Source organism: Kiritimatiella glycovorans, from assembly GCF_001017655.1.
GTDB classification, from domain to species: Bacteria; Verrucomicrobiota; Kiritimatiellia; order Kiritimatiellales; family Kiritimatiellaceae; genus Kiritimatiella; species Kiritimatiella glycovorans.
Genome location: NZ_CP010904.1, coordinates 2318747 through 2336895, shown reverse-complemented (window position 1 = coordinate 2336895; position 18149 = coordinate 2318747). Strand labels below are relative to the sequence as shown.

Annotated in this window: 21 protein-coding genes; 7 read left to right on the top strand and 14 right to left on the bottom strand. The window is 50.5% G+C overall.

Features of this window, described 5'->3' with window-relative positions; genetic code table 11:
- Positions 1-600: 600 nt before the first annotated feature.
- Both tnpC and L21SP4_RS09790 read right to left on the bottom strand, forming a co-directional pair.
- On the bottom strand, positions 601-2040 hold the full coding sequence (gene tnpC, locus L21SP4_RS09795) for an IS66 family transposase (protein ID WP_074041585.1): 1440 nt from the start codon (positions 2038-2040) through the stop codon (positions 601-603).
- Complete coding sequence (locus L21SP4_RS09790) at positions 2040-2951, bottom strand: Druantia anti-phage system protein DruA (RefSeq protein WP_201774603.1); 912 nt, start codon at positions 2949-2951, stop codon at positions 2040-2042. Before L21SP4_RS09790 ends, tnpC begins: the two co-directional genes overlap by 1 nt.
- Before the next feature lie 146 nt (positions 2952-3097).
- On the opposite strand from L21SP4_RS09790, the gene L21SP4_RS13535 reads away from it, so the two are divergent.
- Complete coding sequence (locus tag L21SP4_RS13535) at positions 3098-3217, top strand: ASKHA domain-containing protein (protein ID WP_417999899.1); 120 nt, start codon at positions 3098-3100, stop codon at positions 3215-3217.
- Positions 3218-3361: 144 nt separating this feature from the next.
- Here L21SP4_RS13535 and L21SP4_RS12970 read toward each other — a convergent pair whose 3' ends face one another.
- From L21SP4_RS12970 to L21SP4_RS09770, 7 genes are all read right to left on the bottom strand, one after another.
- The gene (locus tag L21SP4_RS12970) at positions 3362-3568 is read right to left on the bottom strand and encodes a hypothetical protein (RefSeq protein WP_144413831.1); all 207 of its coding nucleotides are present in this window, start codon (positions 3566-3568) and stop codon (positions 3362-3364) included.
- A complete protein-coding gene (locus L21SP4_RS09785; protein WP_052882487.1) occupies positions 3565-3954 on the bottom strand; it encodes a cobalamin biosynthesis protein in 390 nt (129 codons plus the stop codon). The genes L21SP4_RS12970 and L21SP4_RS09785 overlap by 4 nt, the downstream gene beginning before the upstream one ends.
- A gap of 99 nt (positions 3955-4053) precedes the next feature.
- Positions 4054-4266, bottom strand: coding sequence for a DUF2683 family protein (locus L21SP4_RS12965; RefSeq protein ID WP_144413829.1), 213 nt, complete (start codon positions 4264-4266; stop codon positions 4054-4056).
- A 105-nt stretch (positions 4267-4371) separates the two neighbouring features.
- On the bottom strand, positions 4372-5616 hold the full coding sequence (gene uxuA, locus L21SP4_RS12500) for a mannonate dehydratase (protein WP_082116679.1): 1245 nt from the start codon (positions 5614-5616) through the stop codon (positions 4372-4374).
- Positions 5617-5698: 82 nt separating this feature from the next.
- Positions 5699-6526 (bottom strand): SDR family oxidoreductase, encoded by an 828-nt coding sequence (locus L21SP4_RS09775; protein WP_052882485.1) that lies wholly within the window; start codon positions 6524-6526, stop codon positions 5699-5701.
- A 46-nt stretch (positions 6527-6572) separates the two neighbouring features.
- On the bottom strand, positions 6573-6944 hold the full coding sequence (locus L21SP4_RS12495; RefSeq protein ID WP_256381206.1) for a hypothetical protein: 372 nt from the start codon (positions 6942-6944) through the stop codon (positions 6573-6575).
- A 239-nt stretch (positions 6945-7183) separates the two neighbouring features.
- Positions 7184-8479: an IS91 family transposase gene (locus tag L21SP4_RS09770; RefSeq protein WP_052882484.1), complete on the bottom strand. Its 1296-nt coding sequence runs from the start codon at positions 8477-8479 to the stop codon at positions 7184-7186.
- A 151-nt stretch (positions 8480-8630) separates the two neighbouring features.
- Between L21SP4_RS09770 and L21SP4_RS09765 the strand changes: the two genes are divergently transcribed.
- Complete coding sequence (locus tag L21SP4_RS09765; protein WP_144413828.1) at positions 8631-9731, top strand: ABC transporter permease; 1101 nt, start codon at positions 8631-8633, stop codon at positions 9729-9731.
- On the opposite strand, the gene L21SP4_RS12490 is transcribed toward L21SP4_RS09765, so the two are convergent.
- On the bottom strand, positions 9728-10399 hold the full coding sequence (locus L21SP4_RS12490) for a 2-C-methyl-D-erythritol 4-phosphate cytidylyltransferase (protein ID WP_074041454.1): 672 nt from the start codon (positions 10397-10399) through the stop codon (positions 9728-9730). The two genes, L21SP4_RS09765 and L21SP4_RS12490, sit on opposite strands and share 4 nt — an antisense overlap.
- A gap of 88 nt (positions 10400-10487) precedes the next feature.
- On the opposite strand from L21SP4_RS12490, the gene L21SP4_RS12485 reads away from it, so the two are divergent.
- A complete protein-coding gene (locus L21SP4_RS12485) occupies positions 10488-11156 on the top strand; it encodes a DUF2461 domain-containing protein (RefSeq protein WP_074041453.1) in 669 nt (222 codons plus the stop codon).
- Positions 11157-11165: 9 nt separating this feature from the next.
- On the opposite strand, the gene L21SP4_RS09760 is transcribed toward L21SP4_RS12485, so the two are convergent.
- Positions 11166-11858, bottom strand: a complete 693-nt coding sequence (locus L21SP4_RS09760) for a cytidylate kinase-like family protein (protein ID WP_074041452.1) — start codon at positions 11856-11858, stop codon at positions 11166-11168.
- Positions 11859-12002: 144 nt separating this feature from the next.
- Here L21SP4_RS09760 and L21SP4_RS09755 point away from each other — a divergent pair, with 144 nt between their 5' ends.
- Genes L21SP4_RS09755 through L21SP4_RS13530 form a run of 3 tightly spaced genes read left to right on the top strand, consistent with a single transcriptional unit; the run spans position 12003 to position 13288 of the window.
- Positions 12003-12506 carry a cupin domain-containing protein gene (locus L21SP4_RS09755; protein WP_074041451.1) on the top strand — a complete coding sequence of 168 codons (504 nt, stop codon included), beginning with the start codon at positions 12003-12005 and terminating at the stop codon, positions 12504-12506.
- Position 12507: 1 nt separating this feature from the next.
- Positions 12508-13044 (top strand): adenine phosphoribosyltransferase, encoded by a 537-nt coding sequence (locus L21SP4_RS09750; RefSeq protein WP_052882480.1) that lies wholly within the window; start codon positions 12508-12510, stop codon positions 13042-13044.
- A gap of 1 nt (position 13045) precedes the next feature.
- A complete protein-coding gene (locus L21SP4_RS13530; protein WP_052882479.1) occupies positions 13046-13288 on the top strand; it encodes a LapA family protein in 243 nt (80 codons plus the stop codon).
- Between the two features lie 173 nt (positions 13289-13461).
- Here L21SP4_RS13530 and gpmA read toward each other — a convergent pair whose 3' ends face one another.
- From gpmA to L21SP4_RS09735, 3 genes are all read right to left on the bottom strand, one after another.
- Entirely contained in the window at positions 13462-14208 is a 747-nt protein-coding gene (gene gpmA, locus L21SP4_RS12480) for a 2,3-diphosphoglycerate-dependent phosphoglycerate mutase (RefSeq protein ID WP_074041450.1), read from the bottom strand.
- Positions 14209-14296: 88 nt separating this feature from the next.
- Positions 14297-14746, bottom strand: coding sequence for a heavy-metal-associated domain-containing protein (locus tag L21SP4_RS12755; protein WP_160300794.1), 450 nt, complete (start codon positions 14744-14746; stop codon positions 14297-14299).
- Between the two features lie 275 nt (positions 14747-15021).
- Positions 15022-16428, bottom strand: a complete 1407-nt coding sequence (locus tag L21SP4_RS09735) for an IS91 family transposase (protein ID WP_144413827.1) — start codon at positions 16426-16428, stop codon at positions 15022-15024.
- 65 nt (positions 16429-16493) lie between these two features.
- Here L21SP4_RS09735 and L21SP4_RS09730 point away from each other — a divergent pair, with 65 nt between their 5' ends.
- A complete protein-coding gene (locus tag L21SP4_RS09730; protein ID WP_052882476.1) occupies positions 16494-17477 on the top strand; it encodes a helix-turn-helix transcriptional regulator in 984 nt (327 codons plus the stop codon).
- The last annotated feature ends 672 nt before the right edge of the window (positions 17478-18149 follow it).

The window sequence follows — 18149 nt, the reverse complement described above, 5'->3', positions numbered from 1 at the left end:
GGATCGGCGTCTGTCCGGCTCGTCTCATGGCTGCCTCATCAAACGCGCGACAGCGGCCCAGAAAACACTCGGGTTCGCCCTGGCCCCACCCATTCAAACGCGAATGCGGGCTTGTCCCGATGCGCGCGAGGCGCTCGGCGGTCCCAGTTTTTTGCGGGCTCGGGTCAGGGGCGGATGACCTCATCGTTCGAAGCTCTGTAGAAGCCCGAGACGGAGCGGCCCATTCAAGAGCGCGGGGCTTGCCTGCCTTCCCACGAGAACGAGCGGGCTTGCCGCCCGTGAGCGGGATCCCAGTGATGCGGGGTCTGGGTCTGACCCCCGTAAGCGGTTCAAAGAGAATGAGTAAGCGTGCGTTAAAAGCGCTTGTGACTACTCAGGTACCCCTCTCCCAGAGGACGGTTGACGATAACGGGCGACGAGAGCGGTCGACGATAGGCGCTTCCAACTCGTGAGCCGTTCTCGTCGCCCGTTATCGTTAGCCGATTCCAGATGGGCTATACGGGATCGAGACGATGGCGGCAAGTCGGGATGGCTCCGCCTGGATTTGCGAGGGGGCGAGTGCGAGTAGGATCGGCGAGGTCCGTTCATCCGCGGCAGAGGCTACGAGGTATTGAGCGCCGGAACGAAGGGGTTTCCGCTGAACAGGCGGGTCAGCGCATCCATCGCGCCGACGGCATTCTTGCGGGCGGTTGAGATGTAGCTTCGAATGCGGCAGAAGGCTTTGGCGCCATCCTCGGTTCGGAACATGCCCGAGATTTTCTGCTGCACCTTCATCATGCGTAGATCGCGCTCGGCCTGATTGTTGTCGAAGGGCACATTGAAGTCGTACATGAACGCGAGCGCTTCGTCGCGGTGCTCGTCGAGCCGTTCGAGCAGGTTGCGTGCTTTGGTTTTCTTGCGGCGGCCCCGTCGCTTCTTCGCGTTGCGCGGCAACGGCGGCAGCGGATTCTGGGCATAGCCTTCATCGAGGATTTGCTGGTAGCGGACTTCGAAGGTGTGTAGCTGCCGCCGGTCAAGATGATCGGTCGACTGTTTGGCGAGATCGACGGCCTCTTTGATGTCGAGCAGGCAGTCGATCATGTGGTCGGCCCAGTCCTGCTGGTGCTGCTCATGCGCAAAGATCAGTTCCCGCAGGTGATGGGCGTTGCAGAGGCCATGGAGGCAGTCGTAGCCGAAGTACGGTTTCCAGAAGTCGTGAACGGCGCGTCCGAGGAAGTCGGGCAAGATGCCGATGTCATCGATCGCTTCGCGGCCGCGTTTGCGATGGATGTCATAATAGGTTGCCTGTGCGGTCGAGGCCGAATGCAGCCACCACAGCTTGCCGTCTACCCGTGAGCCGGTCTCGTCGAAGTGTGCCACGGCGGCCTGCTCGATCAACTCCTTGATCTTCTCGACGGGGTCGGCGGCCAACGTGTGGGATTGGGTGATGATATTGCAGAGCGTGCCTTCGCTCATCGGGCAGCCGAAGAAGTCATTCAGCAGTTCGCAGGTTCGGTCATAGGGCAGGAACTGATAGTTCTTCAGGTACACGGCCGCAGCCTTGATCCCCTCGCCGTATTGCACGGGAGCGTTGACCCCTTCGGGGAACGCGGCTTTGTTCAGATGGCCGCAAGCGCAGGTTTTGGTTTCAGCCTGGTGCTCGGTGACGATCAGCCGCAGGGGTGGCAGGTCATGGACTTGACGCTTTTCGATGCCCTCGACGGATTGATCGGCTAGAGAGCGGCCGCAGTGTTCGCATTCCTTCACACGGTGCACTTCGGTGTGCTCGGGCTTGTCGGCCATCGCGAGCGTATGGCCGGTATGGCCGGGCTGGCCGCCGGACTTGCGCTTGCCCTTCTTGCGCAGGCTTTTGGGCGCAGGTTTCTTGAAGCCGTCGCTGGAGGGCGGTTTGCTGCTGTTGCGCGAGTTTTTGGCGAGTTGGTTCTCAAGAGACTGAACGCGTTCTTCCAGAGCACGGATGCGCGCATCCATCATCAACAGTACCCGCACGACGGTTTCCTTGCCGGCGTCGTAGATCGCTTCGGCCTCTTGGCGTGTCATCACCTGCCCGCCCTCCCTTCGGTTCGGGAGCAGGCGGGTGCGCACAACTCCCGCCGGAACTCCGGGATAAGCGGATACAGATACACGTCCTTGACCGGCGCCTGGATGCGGCGGTCTCGATCGTTGCGGGTCCGCCCCTGCGTTGCGCCCAGGCGCATCCAGTTCGCGGCCCGGTAGCAGGTGCCTTTGAATCGGGAACGGTCCACGAACGTTTCCAAGGCATGCACGGGATGAGCGTACTTGCCCTGCCAGTCATCCCGGATGCGCCGGGCAATGAGGCCGAGGACGTGGCTGGCCAGATGCGGGACTTCGACCCAGGGCAGGATCAGGAAACGCGTATTGTTGGTCAATGCCTGGAGATTGCGTTCACGGCAGGCCCGATCCCAGCCGAGGAAACGATCCCGATCCGCGCATTTCCATGCCGCCGAACCGAACAGCGCACAGGCCACGAGCCGACCGTGCCGGTCGCGGATCAGATAGCGCAGGTTCTCGCCCACCGTGTTGCGATGGCCCAAGTAGTGGTATCGGCCCAGCAGCCCTTTGAACAACTGCGAGTTATCCGAACGTGGGGCGACAAGGTCTGCCGACAGGGGCCGCAATGCGCTCAGGTCAGAGCGAATCGGTTCGGCGGCAGGTTCTACGGCAGGCACGCACCGGTTGCGGAAATGATTGGAAGACGGGCGTTGACGCGCCGGCAACTCGATGCATCCGCGTCGCTCCAGCTTCAACAGCAGGGAGCGCGCCGCCATGTCCTTGATACGGCCCTGCGCGTTGCGCCAGTTCCAGCAGCGGCACAGTTCTTCGCTCAGGCGGGTACGGCCCCAGTCCTGGTTCTTCGCCATCAAATCCCGGATCAAGGCGATCTCGCCGTCCGTGATTCTCCGCCCCTGAATGACCATAGCCTGTGCCATGGTCAGCAGCGTAGAAGACCACGCGATCCGAGTCCAGCAGAAACCGCGACTTTTTCCTGTTGCGCTCGGGGGGGGGTAGACTACGATTGTTTCAGTGGTAGCGCCATGGTGGGGCTACCTGAGTAGTTACACAATAAGTTGGCTTTATCAGAAGGAATAACGCCAGACGGATAGGATTGTTGCCGCAAATTTCGTGTGAACGGATAAAGTTTATAGGCAATGCTTCCTCCATGGGCGCAAAATTTAACGTAGCGGGCTGCGCATGAACAATGAGCGCCAGAGAAAAAGCAAATCCGGCTCCGGCATGAAGTATCTGTTTTGTTCGCATTTTTTTCCTAAAGAGTTCGGAAGCACATTTTATTATTTAAAGAAATCCCCGCCACCCGAAGGTGGCGAGGCAAATGAATCACTTAGAACGCCACGTTAGCCGTCAGATAAACGGTACGCGGCAACCGGGGGCCATACACATAACCTGAGTCACGATTTGGACCTTGATCCAGATCATCCTGAAACTCGTCAAAGTTGAATAACGCGACAATCTCATGACCGGATTTCCTTGCCAGATGACAGGCATAAAAACTGTCTTTGCCGCCGCTCCAAAGTCCTACAACTTTCATAAAATCATATCCCTTCCTGCAATAAAAATCGAAACCAACAACATGAGGATTGCGCTTGCATACGACACCCGGATGCTTTGATAAATATGCCGGATAGATAACAGCTCGATTTCATCGCCAATCTGCGCTTTCTTAATCGGAACACCTTTATAAAAGTTCATTCCTCCCAGCCTAACACCAAGCCCTGCGGCCATAGCCGGCTCCGCTGTGTCGCCGTTTAATTCAGGACCCTTGAGCAACTGCTTTCCTGTCCAGCGCCATGCTCCTAAAGCATAAGGTGAAAAACCGAAAGATAAGCTGATAAGAAAAGCTGTTATCTTCGACGGAACCCAGGTGAGGAATCCGAGATCGAAGACGAGCGCCACGAAGAAGATGATGGTCATCATGCTGAGGGCAACAACGATGCTGACGTTCCCGCGTTCGTCACGGAGGAGTCGGCGCAGCAACTTCTGAAAGGAGTGCTGTCTTGCGATTTTCTTTGTAAACTACTTCCATAAATCTTCAGTCTTGATGACTTTACCTTTGCTTTTTCTTGATTCCTGAATTTCCTTAACAAAGGATTGATTGTAAGGGCTCTGTGATTCTTGCGTGATGGTTGTTGGTTCAATATGAACTACCTCGTTCATTGCTTTTATGAGGTTAAGTAAGCTTTTCCCTTTTTTTGATTTTTCGTCAATTGTTAAAGTATATGTTGCCATTTGTGTCATTTTTTACAAATATACAAAAATATGAATCGAGTTTTAATCATACATTATTAAGGGGTTATTGAAAATATTGTCAAAAAAGAAAAGGTAAGCTTATGCTTACCCTTTCATCATATTCATTATTCCTATGGTAAGGCCTTTTATTTCGGCCAGGTTTTTCATCCTGCCGTAAAGGCTGTATCCCGGGTAATTTTCTTTACCAACATCGTCGAGTATTTGGTGGCCATGGTCAGGTCGAACAGGCAACTGAACATGTTCGCCGGTTTGTGCATGGCGGTGTTGCATTTCTTTTACCAGAACTTTTACAACACCAATCATATCGATATCGCCTTCAAAAAATGTTTCTTCCTGAAAGTTGAGGCTACTGTCGCGAACAACATTCCGCAGATGCACAAAATGGATGTGCGGAGCCAATTCGGCAGCAATTTTTGTAAGGTCGTTAAAATGTCCAACGCCTAATGAACCGGTACATAATGTAATACCGTTCGATGGTGAGTCGATCATATTTACAATTTCTTTCAAATCGTCGCAAGTGCTAACAATTCGTGGTAAACCAAGCAGGTTCCATGGTGGATCATCGGGGTGTACAGCCATTTTTATCCCCACTTCTTCGGCAACAGGTACAATTTCGTTCAAAAAGTAGCTTAGATGTTCTTTTAACATCGTCCGGTCAATGCCCTCGTAGCTTTTCAACATTTCTTTAAATGCTTCGGGGGTGTATGTTTCCATCGATCCTGGAAGACCATAAAGAATGGTGTCTTGTAGCTCCTTAACTTTTTCCTTTGGAAGGTTATACAGGTAATCTTGTGCTTTTTTAACCACTTCTTCAGGGTAGTCATTTTTTGCTCCTTCGCGTTGAAGTATAAAAAGATCGAAGGCTGCAAAAATATGATATTGAAAACCCGAAGTGTAGGTTCCGTCGTCGAAGATATGTTTCAGGTTGGTGCGCGACCAGTCCAAAATAGGCATAAAATTGTAGCAAACCGTTTTGATGCCACATTCCGAAAGGTTACGCAGCGAGTGTTTGTAGTTTTCGATATGTTGAAGGTAATTACCACTTTTCTTTTTAATGTCTTCGCTAACAGGCAGACTTTCAACAACAATCCAAGTAAGCCCTGCGTCTTCGATCATTTTTTTTCGTTTCAAAATGGCTTCTTTTGTCCATACATCGCCTACTGGTATTTGGTGTAAGGCATTTACAATGCCACTGGCTCCGGTTTGCCGTATTTGGTTTAATGTAATACGGTCGGTTGGGCCAAACCAACGCCATGAGTAAAGGAAAGAATAATTCCCCGCCCCCCCAGAGGGGGAGGAGTAAGCTGCATTATTGTTAAAATTGTTCATTTTTTTGCTTGTGTAAAGTACAAAGTTTTAAAATGGTAGTTTGCCAGTCGCTTTTAGCACAAAAGCTATGGGGTTGGGGAGACTAAACACCGCTGAAAGTGCTGAAACCACCATCGATAGGTAACACAATGCCGGTAACAAACGATGCTGCGCTATCGCTGGCAAGGAACATAATAGCGCCAACCAACTCACGTGCTTCGCCAAAGCGCCCCATAGGGGTTTTGTTGATTACCTTATTGCCTCGATCGGTATAACTGCCGTCGGGGTTGGTGAGCAGTGCACGGTTTTGGTTGCCAATAAAGAAGCCTGGGGCAATGGCATTTACCCTAACGGTTCCTCCAAATTTCATGGCCATTTCCATGGCCATCCACGCTGTAAAGTTCGAAACAGCTGCTTTTGCAGTTGAGTAGCCCAGTACACGTGTAATCGACTGCATGGCAGCCATCGACGAAAAGTTGATGATATTGCCCGATTGTTGCTTTGCCATTACTTCGCCAAAAACCATCGAAGGTAAAACAGTACCATTAAAATTGAGGCTGGTAACTTTGTCGAGGTCGCTGATGTTGAGGTCGAAAACGGTTTGCTCAGGCGAGATGGTTGCGCCCGGCATGTTGCCTCCTGCAGCATTTAGCAGAATGTCAACTTTCCCGTATTTGGCCAATACCTCATCGCGGGTAACTTTCAGTGCGTCGAGGTCGAGTACATTGGTTTTTAGCCCAATGGCATCGCCGCCTTTTTCGTTTATGCGTGTCGCTGCTGCTTGTGCCGCTTCTTCGTTAATATCGAGAAAAACGATTTTAACTCCGGCTTGCGATAAGCCGCTTCCTATTTCGTAGGCAAGCACACCGCCGCCACCGGTTATAACGGCTACTTTGCCGCTTAAACCAAAAAACTGATCTAAATAACTCATCTTATATTTTCTAAACTACTAAACTATTTATTGGTTTATGCCGGAATTATATACCCGGCACAAATAATCTTTTCTTGTTTTGGTAGTATTCCAACGGTTTTTCTGGTTTTTCAAATTCCGAAGGAATAGGCATTATTGAGAATTGTTGGAAGTACAAAACGCATGAGTTTCGCCATTCAATGGCATCCTGCCTTTGCATTTCGAGCAATTGTTTCACATGGTTGAACCTTTCAAAATCGATGTGTCTTTCAACGCTGTTCCATTTTTCTTGCATCCAAACAACTGAATCGGCGCCAGTGTAATATTTATATACCATTTCATCCCAAAGTGTGCGGCCCGAATTCATTTTGTAATCCCAAGGCAAATGGTGAAACCAAAGCAGGAATTTTTCGGGGCAAGTTTCGGTCGAATTGTATATTGATAAGAAATCGCTTTTCAGGCGGCACGGACACCCGCCCGCTGGAACCGGTCTGAAGGAGCGTTTTCATGTCGGGAAAGTTAGCAAACCGAGGCAGGATCGGTCAAGTCGGTGCAGTCGGTGCAAAAACGGGCTGCGAACGCGATCAAGCCGTGGATGGAACAGCCTCGTGACGGCAAAACGGCCCGATGAAACGCATACGGCGGTGTTCGGGGACGCACCGCACCTGTCGCGATGACTCAGCCGTTCGCGTACATCATCACCGGTTCGGTGTCGTAATCCGGGAATGGGTCATCGAAACAGGGCTCGATGACCCGGTCGGCAACTTCAGGCGGCGCCCTCGCCGGTAGGACGCGCACACCCTGTTCCCAGAGGCCCAGGTGGCGGAGGATGCGCTCGATCACCGCCCGGTCGTCGATCAGAGAAACGATACGCATCTCTTTCTGGCATTTCGGACACAGCAGCGGATCGGCTTCCCAGACTTTCTTGATGAGTTCGCGCCATTTCGGTGACGGGATGCGTCGCGGCTTGTGGTCGGATACATCGATGATCTGCACGGCCTGGCCTGGCGCCTTTGCCTCTTCGGCGGCCTGTTTGTCGCGCTGGCCGCGCATCTTGTTGCTGTACCACCCGTAGTAGCGGACAAGCTGGAAACTCTTGTCGGGGATGTGTTGTGTGATGGCCGCTATGAAGTCGCACGGGCTGAAGACCTCGAAGTTGCGCTGTATCTTCGGGTTGAGCCCGGAGCGGTAGATGATCGAGCCGTCTGCCTGTGCGTGTCCGCACGCAGACAGGTCTGGGTTGGATGGGTTGGGCTCGGCAACCTGTATCTTTTCGACGGCGAAAGGGTTGCGGATGATGTACTGGGCGAGGCGCTCCAGATCCTCACGCTCGTCGGGCAGCACGCGTCGGCTGCGGTGCACGTTGAAGCCGGAATGGACCCAGCCGCGCAGCATGTTCGCCCGCTCGGGCGGCAGAAGCCCCTTGTCCACCAGAAACGTGATGACCCGAGCCCGGAACAATTCCTCCAGCGGCTTGAGGCTGACATCGGGCAGGACATAGAACAGGCCCGAGCGCACGAACAGGCCGTCGGCAACGAGTGCGTGCAGGTGCGGGTGGAAGTCCAGGTATTCGCCGAAGGTGTGGATCGCCATGACGATGCCGGGCAGGCCCTCGGTTAGATTGAGCGTGGTGCGCAGGTATTCGAGCAGGCACTCGTGCGCCAGACGGCACAGGTCCTTGAGCAGGTCGCGGTTGTGACGGAAATAGGGGCGCAGCATCTTCGGGATGCCGAAGGTGAAATGCCGGTGCGGGACGGGAAAGAGGACCGCCTCGGACAGGAGCGCGCCAAAGAGCTCGACTTTCTTCTGGCCTGCCTGCCGAAGCCGCTTCGGCGCAGGCAGGTGGCACGACGGGCAGAACCAGCGCCCCTTGCAGGAGAACGCCAACAGGTACTCGTGCTTGCAGTGATCGCAGCGTACGCGGGCGAAGCCGCGTTCGAGGTCGCCGCAGTCGATTGTATCAGCTATTCCCAATGTGCTCCATGAGCTAAGGGCCAATTATGAGCTGCGGTCTTTCGAATGCCGAAAAATGACCCTGGACGACTTATTTGTATCCATGACCGGACGAAAGCTAAGTGACTAGTAAAACAACAAATTATATTTAAACCTGGAAATCAAATCAATTGTGAGACATCCGCTATTAAAACTTATTGCCATCCGATACAAGGAATTTATCCGGGAACCCGGTATTGTGTTCTGGACCATTATATTCCCCATTCTCATGGCCTGGGGTTTGGGCATGGCCTTTACCGGCAACAGCGATTTACCCACCTCCATTGCACTGATTGAAAGCCAACATACAACCAATAATACTTTCCAGGAATTTTTGGAATCCGCATCGACACAAACCAATGAAGAAGGCAATACCTTTTTTGCCAAAAAACTGGATAATGAAGAGCTGGGCGCATCCACCTTTCATTTCTACCCGACTGATTCGGCCGGTGCCGTGCAGATGCTAAAACAGGGCAAATCGCAACTAACCCTTAAAGAGAAACCCGATTCACTCATTTATATATTCGACCCGCATAACAGCGAAGCCAAACTGGCGTATTTGGTATTAAACGCAGGCATTGAAAATAAGCAAACCAGGCATACCATGGCCGAAATCCGGCCGCTTACCACGGTGGGAACGCGCTATATCGATTTTTTGGTGCCGGGATTGCTTGCGCTGGGTGTTATGAATTCTTTTTTATGGGGTATTAGCTATGCACTGATTGATATGCGCGTGAAAAAACTCATGCGCCGACTGGTGGCAACACCGATGAAAAAATCACATTTTCTCATTTCGCACTTTTTTGCCCGCATCAGCCTGGCGTTTGTGGAGGCTTTTATTTTGATCGGCTTCTCCAAATATTTTTTCGATATTAAACTGGAAGGTAGCTGGGTCGCTTTTTTCCTCATTTTCCTGGCCGGAAACCTGGCATTTACCGGCATTGGCGTTCTAATTTCATCAAGAACATCCAATTCACGCGTTGGCACCGGGTTAATCAATGTTATTAGTCTGCCCATGACCATTTTGTCGGGAATTTTCTTTAGCTACCATAACTTTCCCGATTCAATCGTGAAAATAATTGAACTTTTGCCGCTTACCATACTGGCCGATAACATACGCAGTGTGTTTATTGAAGGGGCCGGTGTAGTCCAGGTTCTACCGGGCACCATTATTTTAACCTCATTGGGATTGGTGCTTTTTACAATCGGCTTAAGGATATTTAAGTGGTATTAAAAAATATGCTTTAGCAATGCTTCCGCCAATATCAAATCCGTTGGCGTTGTTATTTTAATATTTTCCCGATTACCTTCTGTTAAAGTTACCCTGTTTCCGGCCGATTCAAAAACAACGGCATCATCGGTAAAATCTTCAGAATATTCCTGTTCATAAGCCGCTTTAATCATTGAGGTGATAAATACCTGTGGTGTTTGCACGGTGTAGTATTCGTTTCTGTTCACTGTTATGCTTTTCCCATCAGTTTGATGGCGCAATGTTTCATGTACAGCTAAAACCGGAATGGCACCACCCCGTTCCCGCGCTTTCTCAAAACAGAAACGTATGGTTTGCATAGTCACCATCGGACGAACACCATCGTGGATAGCCACCACATCTTCGTCGGTTAAACATGCCAAACCCTTTTTAACAGATTCGAAGCGATTATTGCCCCCCGTTGTGGTTACCAGCTCAGTAGTTGACAGAAACTCCTCTTTGATTTGATCCCATCGTTTAATTTGGGCCTCAGGAATTACAATTATTACGGTAATGGCCGGATCAAATCGTAAAAACCGGTTAATGGTATGCACAATTACAGGTTTTCCGGCCAGGTAAAGAAATTGTTTGGGCGTGGAATTATTCATTCTGCTACCCGTTCCTCCTGCTACAATAATTACTGCTTTACCCATTTGTTAGAAATAAAATTGTGGTAACTTGTCCGAAAAATAACAAATTTTACGTCATGCCGGATAAACCAAATGATTAATAATAACCATCATGTTTACGAAAGAAACCTTTCAATTCCTGACAGCGCTCAAAGAAAAAAACTACAAGGAATGGTTCCATGCCAATAAAAAGCGTTATGAAGCCATTAAAAAAGAAATGGCTGCTATTACCAACGATTTAATAGCCGGTATTGCCTCTTTCGATGCCAGTGTGAAAGACAATACTGCCAAAGATTGTACTTTCCGGATCAATCGGGATATACGTTTCTCAACCGATAAATCGCCTTATAAAACCAACCTGGGTGCATTTATTGTTGAAGGCGGAAAAAAATCAGGCCTTGCCGGGTATTACCTGCATGTTGAACCTGGCAACTGCTTTATTGGTGGCGGGCTACACATGCCTCCTTCACCAACACTTAAAGCAGTAAGGTCCGAAATTTATAACTACACCGATGAATTCCTGAAAATCATAAACGATCCCAATTTCAAAAAATATTTTGGAGAAATATATGGTGATAAACTTAAAACAGCCCCAAAAGGATTCGATAAGGATTTTGAGTACATTGATTTATTAAGATACAAGAGTTATACAGTAGCCTTAACAACTACCTCAGAAGAATTAATGAAGCCCGATGGATTTGAAAAAACGCTGGATATTTTTGAGGCCATGCACCCATTTATTGCCTATTTAAATCGGGGGATAAAAGAAAACCAATCGTAGTGATAAGCATTATATCATTTTTCGCAACTCCAAAACTTTGACAATGGTCGTTGCAATTTCTTCAATAGAAAGGGTCATGGCATTGAAAGTAATATCAAACCAATTGTAGTCGGTCCCTTTACCGCCGAAATATTCCCGAAATTGTTTTCTTTTATGATCGGTATCCGTAGCATATTCCCTGGCTTTATCAATGGAATAATTCATTTTTTCACTTATCCGTAATGCCCGCCATTCAAGCGGCGCCTCCAGATTAACATGCAGCGATTTTGGAAAATGTTTGGTAATGGCAACTCCTCCCCGCCCCACAATTACCACATGCCCCTCATAAGCTATGTTGTGTATTACTTTACCAATGGCGGATCGGATGCTCCGGTCACTTTTATAATATTTAATGGATTGCGCATTTAATATTTCATCGATAAGCGACTTTTTTTCATAGTCGAACACATATTTAATTTGATCCGGGTCCATTTGAAGTTCTTTGGCCGATTCAGCCATGATCTCCTTACTGATCCATTTCCATGAATGACTAAGGTTGTTAGCTTCAGCTTTGCAATTGAGCATTTCAGAAAGCCTGGCCGCTACTTTCTTGGCAGGACAACCGTTTAATCGCGAGATCGTTACAACCGGTCCGGGCTGCTGAACTTTTTTGCGTTCCTGTTGCATCCGGTCTGACATATACTTGATAAGGTCGACTTTCATGGCCCTGTTTGTTTGATGATAAATGGATTGTATTCTTCTAAAATTAACATTTTATATACAAAGAATCAATATAAATTCTATTTTAGAATCGTTAAACATAATTTACCGATCAGCCGTTTTATCTATACATCAAAATCAGCTACAGTGAATCAACAAGCAAGCAACATCATTGAACAATACAAGATGGAAAAACACCCGGAAGGGGGTTATTTTAAAGAAATTTATCGTTCCAATCATTCTATCGATCACAGTTGCCTGGAGGATATAAATGACGAAAGACAGTTGGCAACAAGTATCTATTTTTTGTTGCATGACGGGCAGATTTCATCCTTTCACCGGCTTACTTCCGATGAAATATGGTATTTTCATGCAGGCGACCCGGTGCGGGTTCATCTGTTTGATAAATTCGGCGTATATAAGCAGAAACTATTAAATTCACCGTTAAACAGCCATGGCGACCCGCAAGTCATTATTCCGGCTCAATCCATTTTCGGTGCTGAACTGATAAAGCCTGACGGCTTCTGCCTTATGGGATGCATGGTTGCACCAGGTTTCCATTTCGATGACTTTGAGCTGATAGAACGTCAGATGCTCCTGAAGAAATACCCCGATCAAAAAGACATAATTGAAAAACTGACATTACAGTAATATGAGCGAATCGAAAATTATTGAAGAATTAAAAGCCTCCATCCGGAATATCCCCGATTTCCCAAAGCCGGGTATTCAGTTTAAGGATATAACCACACTGCTGCAAAATCCGGTGTATTTGCAAACACTTATCAATTTGTTGGTGAAAAAATACCAAAACCTGGGCATTACTAAGGTATGCTGCATCGAATCACGCGGGTTTTTTATTGGCAGTATCGTGGCATATAAATTAAATGCCGGCATTGTGCCCATTCGTAAGCCGGGAAAACTACCCGCCGAGACCATCTCAAAAAGTTTTACGTTGGAATATGGAGAAGATTCTCTTGAAATACATACCGATGCACTCACCAAAGATGATGTGGTTTTAATGCATGATGACTTACTGGCAACGGGTGGAACAGCTGAAGCAGCTCAGAATCTGGCATTGGACTTCCGGATAGCTGAATTATACATGAATTTTATAATTGAGCTCGATTTTTTGAAAGGACGTGATAAACTAAACAAGAATTACGATATTCACACCTTAATTCATTTTTAATATGCAAAAATACCTCATCGGATCGGTCATCATTGCCATTATTGCTGTCACCTTTGCGCTTCAAAATTCAGTTACCGTACCTATTACATTATGGTTCTGGAAATCGGAAGGTTCCCTGGCCATTATTATCATGCTATCGCTACTGCTGGGCGTAATACTGGGTATTATGTTTTCATGGGTTGGGAACAGAAAAAAGCGGAAAATGGATAAAGACAGGCAACAGGATGATATGGTTATGGAATAAAAAATGACTATTGACCAGGTAAATGTGATTTATCACTTATAATAATAACTGGTAATAACGAATGGCTTAAACGTTTGATGTGTCAACGATACTTTAATTCGCATCATTTATTTATTGATACAAAATAAGCCGAATATTGCTATTCGGCTCATATTGAATATATAAAATGTCTGTTATTTCGATTTTCCCTGATTAGCCACTGCATCCATTGCAGCCTTCACCTTGTCTTCATCTCCTAAATAGTATTTATTAGTAGGTTTCAAATTTTCATCCAACTCATAAACCAACGGCATACCCGTGGGAATATTTAGTTTTAGTATCTCTTCCTCGCTCATATCCTCCAGGTATTTTACCAATGCACGTAAAGAGTTACCATGTGCTGCAATTATTACATTTTTCCCTGTTTTAATAGTAGGAGCTATGGTATCATGCCACATAGGCAGGAAGCGGGCTACCGTATCTTTTAAACTTTCTGTAAGTGGTAATTCACTCTCAGGAATATCTTGATAAACCCGCAATTTACCCGGATATCGCTCATCGGTTTTTTCCAATGGTGGTGGCGGTACATCATAGCTCCGACGCCAGATTAACACCTGCTCTTCGCCATGTTGTGCTGCGGTTTCAGATTTGTTCAGGCCTTGTAATCCGCCGTAATGACGCTCATTTAAACGCCATGACTTTTCCCAGGGTATCCAAAGCTGATCCATCTCTTCCAAACAAAGCCATAACGTGCGTAATGCTCTTTTTAATACGGACACGAATGCGATATCAAATTCAAATCCTGCTTCTTTTAGTGCTTTACCGCCTTCACGGGCTTCCTGCTGGCCTTTTTCGGTCAAATCAACATCTGTCCAGCCGGTAAACCGATTTTCTTTATTCCACTGGCTTTCGCCATGACGTAACAATACCAATTTGTACATGATAAAATGTTTTGTATGTGTTATTTAATTATTCAATGCAAATTAACGCAAAATTGTTTGATGGCAAAGTGTTTTTGAACAGTGAAAATTACTTTTTACCCCCGTATTGGTATCCTATTTCTTCAACGGCTTGTTTTACTTTTTCGTAATCCACCTGCTCACCGGAAAAGGTAACTTCGTTCAGATCAATGTCTGCGCGAATATCCTTTATGCCTTCAATTTTACCCATGCTATCCTCAACATTTGTTTTGCAATGACTGCAAGTCATGCCTTTTACCTCTACTTTGTGCTGATTCATGTATACCGGTTTTACATTTGAAAATTTCTTTTGGGGTCTTAGCTTTTTCCAATATTTCTGTATATAAATATTAACAATGGCTCCTGTCAGCAATATTGCCGAGGCTACTTTTAGCCAATAGGGCAACACATCATGCTCATGATCATGAAACTGTTGTAACGCACCTGTAAACCAGGATGCCGGCAATAAATAATCAATTAAAACCCCGAAAATCAATGCCCCGCCAATAATGGTTGCCATGTAGGAGAATAGCGAACGGCGGCCCATAGTTTGAATTGATAAGAAATCGCTTTTCAGGCGGCACGGACACCCGCCCGCTGGAACCGGTCTGAAGGAGCGTTTTCATGTCGGGAAAGTTAGCAAACCGAGGCAGGATCGGTCAAGTCGGTGCAGTCGGTGCAAAAACGGGCTGCGAACGCGATCAAGCCGTGGATGGAACAGCCTCGTGACGGCAAAACGGCCCGATGAAACGCATACGGCGGTGTTCGGGGACGCACCGCACCTGTCGCGATGACTCAGCCGTTCGCGTACATCATCACCGGTTCGGTGTCGTAATCCGGGAATGGGTCATCGAAACAGGGCTCGATGACCCGGTCGGCAACTTCAGGCGGCGCCCTCGCCGGTAGGACGCGCACACCCTGTTCCCAGAGGCCCAGGTGGCGGAGGATGCGCTCGATCACCGCCCGGTCGTCGATCAGAGAAACGATACGCATCTCTTTCTGGCATTTCGGACACAGCAGCGGATCGGCTTCCCAGACTTTCTTGATGAGTTCGCGCCATTTCGGTGACGGGATGCGTCGCGGCTTGTGGTCGGATACATCGATGATCTGCACGGCCTGGCCTGGCGCCTTTGCCGCTTCGGCGGCGCGCTTGTCGCGCTGGCCGCGCATCTTGTTGCTGTACCAGCCGTAGTAGCGGACGAGTTGGAAGCTCTTGTCCGGGATGTGTTGTGTGATGGCCGCTATGAAGTCGCACGGGCTGAAGACCTCGAAGTTGCGCTGTATCTTCGGGTTGAGGGCCGAGCGGTAGATCACGGACCCGTCGGGGTTGGCCCGGTTCGGGGCGCCAACCTGCATCTTTTCGACGGCGAAAGGGTTGCGGATGATGTACTGGGCGAGGCGCTCCAGATCCTCACGCTCGTCGGGCAGCACGCGTCGGCTGCGGTGCACGTTGAAGCCGGAATGGACCCAGCCGCGCAGCATGTTCGCCCGCTCGGGCGGCAGAAGCCCCTTGTCCACCAGAAACGTGATGACCCGAGCCCGGAACAATTCCTCCAGCGGCTTGAGGCTGACATCGGGCAGGACATAGAACAGGCCCGAGCGCACGAACAGGCCGTCGGCAACGAGTGCGTGCAGGTGCGGGTGGAAGTCCAGGTATTCGCCGAAGGTGTGGATCGCCATGACGATGCCGGGCAGGCCCTCGGTTAGATTGAGCGTGGTGCGCAGGTATTCGAGCAGGCACTCGTGCGCCAGACGGCACAGGTCCTTGAGCAGGTCGCGGTTGTGACGGAAATAGGGGCGCAGCATCTTCGGGATGCCGAAGGTGAAATGCCGGTGCGGGACGGGAAAGAGGACCGCCTCGGACAGGAGCGCGCCAAAGAGCTGGACTTTCTTCTGGCCTGCCTGCCGAAGCCGCTTCGGCGCAGGCAGGTGGCACGACGGGCAGAACCAGCGCCCCTTGCATGAAAAGGCGAGCAGGTATTCATGCTTGCAGTCGTCGCAGCGCACGCGGGCGAAGCCGCGCTCCAGGTCGCCGCAGTCGAGGAACTTGTTGACGACCTCCGGGATGATGGGGCGCAGGAAGCCGTACCGGGGCTGGTATTGTTCCTCGTATAGCTCCAGAAACGCGTCGAAATGCCCGGAAAGGCATTGCCACAGGGGCGATGCCTTGGGCCGGCGCGGACGATAGACTTGATCCACCATGCCGCCCAATGTATAAAAGAGGGTGTGTCATCTAACGGCATACCCCTGAAGAAAGTTTGAGAAAAATGAAGGCAGGCTCCAGACCCCAGTATTACCGCATCCGGCGCATGGTCCAGATGGTGCGCGAGGGCGCAGAGACCGGCTATCTGCCGAACAGCAGCGACTTCATGAAGGAGTTCGAGGTGTCGCGCCGGACCGTGGCGCGGGATCTGGACTTCCTGCGCGACGAGGAGAACGCCCCGCTGGCCTACGACGAGGCCCGGCATGGTTTCCGGCTCACGGACGAAACCTACATGTTGCCACCGGTGCGGATCAGCCGCCGGGAGGCGTTCAGCTTCGCGCTTGCCCGCAAGCTCCTGGCCCATTACGAGGACACACCACTCCACCTGGACATGCGCTCGGTGCTGGATAAAATTGCCGAGTCGCTGGAGGGCGATGTGACCATCGAACCCGACTGGCTCAGTGAGCACGTCGGCGTCCTGCCCGAGGACCGGGTGCGGATCGATCCCGATGTATGGGCGAAGTTGGCTGGATGCGTGGAACGCTGCGAGGCGGTCCGGGCGACGTACCAGACCTTCGACGGGCGCGTATCCGAGTACGAACTGCACCCCTACCACCTGCTCGCCTACCATGGGAACTGGTACCTGATGGCGTGGAACGCGGAGAAGGGGCGTGTGGCGACGTTCGCCCTGTCGCGGTTCCGGCGGATCGCGGCGACGGGACAGGGTTACACGCGAGCGGCCGAGTTCAGCCCCGAGACATACGCCCGGCAGGCGTTCGGCATCGTGGGCGGCGAGAAGCCGATCAAGGTCCGGCTGCTTTTCGAGCCGAAACTGGCCGTGTACATCACCGAACGGCAGTGGCACCCCACCCAGGAGTTCCGAACGCGCCGGGACGGCCGTGTCGAGATGCGGCTGGAGACGACAGGACGCAAGGAACTGGTACGCTGGGTCCTGTCCTGGATGCCCGACGTGAAAGTGCTCGCCCCGAAGAGCCTGCGGGACCGGATCACGGAGAAATTACAGGATGGACTCCGGACACAGCAATGAGACAGAATGGCCCAACAACACGCTACTCACCTACACCTTGCCCGCGGACGGGCAAGGTGAGGGAGAGCGTGGACGTGTGTGCCGGGCACGGCACGTAGTTTGCGGGGTGAGAGTCCCCGCGCCAGGTGAAGGAGAAGCCGAAGGGAAGCGAAAGGGCAAGGGCGTCGTCGCGAGACGGGGTCTGAAGGAAGCCCAACGCGAAAGCACGGGACGACGAACAGGAACCGGATACGAGGTGTGGCAGGCTCGGGACCACCGGGCACGTGACTAGGGAAGTCCTCCATTCTCCAGTAGGGCCTGCTTTATAAATCCGGCGTCTACGTGCGGAAGGTTACGTGTCTTACCCCGGGAGGCCTGTACGCTGTTCGCAAGAACTGAGGTCGGAGAGATCCGGCCTGACCGACGTGCAGGAGTCAGCAGAAGGCAAAGTAGGCGGGCCGTCAGGCAAAGCTAGTGAGGCACCCCAAGGGCGAAAGCCGGGGCAACAGATAGGCTAAGCCGTATCGCCGCCGCCGAAGGCCCGAACCGAAACAGGAGCAGTACGTGCAGCGCGACACAACCGGAAAGTCGTCCCAAGGCTGGCTGTCTCTCGACTGCGAGAGCGATCTGGGCGTGTACAACCTGTCCACGGAGACTCCAACGCAGAACATGGAGATGATGGAGCGGATTGTT